The sequence below is a fragment of the Xenorhabdus anantnagensis genome (assembly GCF_028598555.1).
GTDB classification, from domain to species: Bacteria; Pseudomonadota; Gammaproteobacteria; order Enterobacterales; family Enterobacteriaceae; genus Xenorhabdus; species Xenorhabdus anantnagensis.
The window spans coordinates 1-2700 of sequence record NZ_JAQRFN010000064.1 but is presented as its reverse complement, the minus strand read 5'-3'; the positions used below and the strand labels follow the sequence as shown (position 1 = coordinate 2700).

Genomic DNA, 2700 nt, shown 5'->3' with positions numbered 1-2700 from the left:
TACAGGTGATTGAGCGCCTGCGTGCCGCTGGCTGGCAAACAGAAGTACGTCAACTGTTTCGTCAATCCAGATTGTCCGAATTCAGTAAAACCTTGAAGGTGGCCTCATCACAGCCCACTCAGCAGTTAAATAACGGCATCCCAACGGGCACGACGCAGATTACACCGTCTATGTTGCCCTTGGTGGATTTGCAGCAAGCAGACATTGATCTGATTTGTCAGCAGGTCGAAGGTGGAAGTGCGAATATCCAGGATATTTATCCCTTATCACCGCTGCAAGATGGCCTGTTATTCCATCACTTGCTGCAAAACGAAGGTGACCCTTACCTGCTGGTGAGCCAACTGGCTTTTACACAGAGTGAAACGCTGGATAGCTTTTTGGCCGCGATGAAAAAGGTGGTCGCACGCCATGATATTTTGCGCACGGCGATCATCAGTCAGGTGAGCCCCGCAGTACAAGTTGTTTACCGGGAAGCAACGTTATCGCAGGAGGAACTTGAGTTCGCTGCCGCAGAGGGGCCCGTCGTTGAACAACTGCGCCAGCGTTTTGATCCCCGCAAAATACGCCTTCCGCTCGAGCAAGCCCCTTTGTTGCATTTGGTGATTGCGCGCGATGATGAACATCAGCGCTGGATCTTACTGCAATTGATGCATCACTTAATTGGGGATCATGCAACGCTTGAACTGATGTTGCAGGAAATTCGCCTGATTATGGCTGGGAGAGAGCAAGACTTGTTGCCGGTTGTGCCTTATCGCCAACTCATTACCCAGTTGAAAGAAACGAGTCACCAGGAAGAGCAAGAAGCGTATTTCCGACAACAGTTAGCCGATATTACGACGCCGAGCCTGGCCTTTGATATTGAGGATATTCAAGGTTCAGGGGAGAACATTGAGGAACATTATCAGCCTTTGTCGAGCGAACTTAATCATCGCTTACGTGAGGCAGCTCGTCATTGCGGGGTGAGTTTAGCCAGCTTATGTCATCTGGCCTGGGCCAGAGTTATCGCAGCAACCAGCGGCCAATCCGCTGTGGTGTTCGGTACTGTGATGTTAGGACGCTTGACGGCAGCAACCAGTTTTGCGCAGAGTATGGGCTTGTTTATTAATACACTGCCGCTACGAGTAGATATTGATGCTCGCTCTCTCAGACAGGGTGTGCAGGATATTCACCAACAGCTAGCGAGGCTGTTACAACATGAACATGCTTCTCTGGCGCTTGCCCAGCGCTGTAGTGGAATTGAAGCACCGGCACCGCTTTTCAATAGTTTGCTGAACTATCGTCACAGTAACGCCACCACCTCGGTGTTTAACCACACCACCGACTTTATTCCGGGTGTTAAATGGTTAGAAGCGATTGAGCGGACTAATTATCCGCTCGCGATGGCGGTGGATGATTTCAATAATAGCTTATCGCTAACGGCACAAGTTCGGCAGCCCCTTCATGCTGAGGCCTTATGTACCTATATGGTCACGGTATTGGCCGCGATTGCTGATGCTCTGATAGCACATCAAGATATTGTGCTAAGCCAACTCCCTGTGGTGCCGATGTCAATGTGGTCGCCACGTATCCCTGCTATGACCATTGCCGCGGATCAGGGTACGCCTTCCATCGTGGCGCAGTTCGAGTCACGGGCCGCCAGTACGCCAGATGCCATTGCCCTGCACTCCCCGCAGGGCACCCTAAATTATCGCGACCTGAATGAGCAAGCCAACCAGCTAGCACACCACCTGCAAACCCTCGGCGTGGAGGCCAACAGCCGGGTGGCGATTTGTGTGGCGCGAGGTCTGCCGATGGTTGTCGCGCTGCTGGCGATATTCAAAGCCGGCGGGGCTTATGTTCCGCTGGATGCCGATTATCCGGTAGAGCGCCTGGGCTATATTCTGGCGGATGCCGCCCCCCTTCTTCTGATTGAAGACCGCTATGGTCACCAGGCGTTAAGCCAGGCAGAGGCCCTACCTGAGGTGAGACGTTTACGGTTAGATGCCGACGAACCGGCCTGGCACGATGCGGCCAGGAGCAATCCGGTTGCGCCGGTGGGTGCCAATAATCTTGCCTATATGATTTACACCTCTGGCTCAACCGGGAAACCGAAAGGGGTCAGGGTGCTTCATCGTGGTTTACTCAATCACACGCGCTGGCAGCATGAGGCGTTTGCTCTGACGGCCGATGACCGTTTTCTCCAGCGCACGTCCATCAGTTTTGATGCCTCCGTCTGGGAGCTCTGGACACCACTGACGTTGGGGGCCTCCCTGTATGTCCTGCCGGGCGAGGTGCAACGAGACCTGTCAGCCCTGCCTGCATTACTGGCAGCCGAACAAATCACCGTCCTGCAGGTGGTGCCTTCGATGCTCACTAACCTCCCTGACCTGTCTCAGGCGGGGGTCAGTTCCCTGCGCTACCTGTTCAGCGGCGGTGAGCCGCTGTCGGGCAGTCTGGTCAACCGCTTACTGCCGCTGGTGAGTGAGGCGGTTGTCAATCTTTATGGCCCAACAGAGACCACGATAGATGCGACCTACCATGTGATGCGCGAGGCGGTGGACGAGGGCTACCAGCCTATTGGCCGCGCGATAGCCAATACGCGGTTGTATGTCCTGGATGAGCAGCAGCAGTGGGTGCCGGAAGGGGCGGTGGGCGAACTTTATATTGCAGGCGAGGGGGTCAGTGAGGGGTATCACGGCCGTGCGGAACTGACCGCGGAAC

Annotated in this window: 1 protein-coding gene; it reads left to right on the top strand. The window is 54.7% G+C overall.

From position 1 onward, the window contains the following. Positions 1–2700: amino acid adenylation domain-containing protein (locus PSI14_RS19715; RefSeq protein WP_273577678.1), on the top strand; the 2700-nt coding region annotated here is incomplete at both ends.